Origin of the sequence: Desulfobulbus alkaliphilus (genome assembly GCF_016918545.1) — a bacterium.
In the GTDB taxonomy this organism is placed as follows: Bacteria; Desulfobacterota; Desulfobulbia; order Desulfobulbales; family Desulfobulbaceae; genus Desulfobulbus; species Desulfobulbus alkaliphilus.
The window spans coordinates 1-798 of the sequence record NZ_JAFFQC010000104.1; the positions used below are offsets into that span (position 1 = coordinate 1).

At 68.0% G+C, this 798-nt stretch carries 1 pseudogene; it reads left to right on the forward strand.

What is annotated here, in order from left to right:
• Nucleotides 1-341: 341 nt before the first annotated feature.
• Nucleotides 342-798, forward strand: a pseudogene (locus JWG43_RS20600) (cell wall hydrolase); the annotation flags it as partial.

Here is a 798-nt window from a genome sequence, read left to right on the forward strand (position 1 = left end):
CCGCACGGATCGCCAAACCAGCGAGGGCGACGCCGATCCCGATCAAAAGGCGATGCGTCGGCGAGGCCGTCGACAGGCGCGCCAGGCCGATCAGCCAGCGATCCATGACCGCGATCCGCCGTTTCGATCCGCCTGCGCTCATATCGTCGGTTCGCCCCACCAGCGACGCGTTTGCCCCGCTGGAACATAGTTTTACACCTTGCGTTTGGGGCGACCACCCCTGACGCGCAGGGGGTTTGATAACGGCGGTCGTCGTGACGCCGGAAAATGGCCTATAAGTCGGACTAGACGCGCGATCTCAGCGAAAGGCCGGTGCGCCGATCGCGGCTATTGGACCCTGAATGACCCGGTTGCCCTGGAAGACGATGTGGAAGGCGCTGCGGCGTTCGGCGGCGGCCTTGCCCGCGGCCGGCGCGGTGCTGGGCGTCGCCATGGCGGCGGGGTCCAGCGTGCGACCCGATATGGATCGGACGGCAGAGGCTGTCTCGCGCATCACCGGCGGCGACCTCGGCGCGGGCGGGTTGGCCGCGATCAAGGGGCGATTGACGTCGTCGCAGCTGGCCGTCGCCATGCGGCATGATCCCAACCTTCTGCAGCCGGCTCTCTACGGACTGACGCCGGGCTGGGAGAGCTTGACGCTGGCCGGCAAGCCAGGTCTGGAATCGGGTAAGAGCGGCCTTGAGGCCCAACGTCTGAACGCAGCCATGGCGCCCGCGTCCGGCGCGCTGCGTCCCGCCTTGCCGTTCGTGTTCAAGGGCAGCGCCGAGGATCGCAGGCGGGCTTTGCGCTGTCTGACCC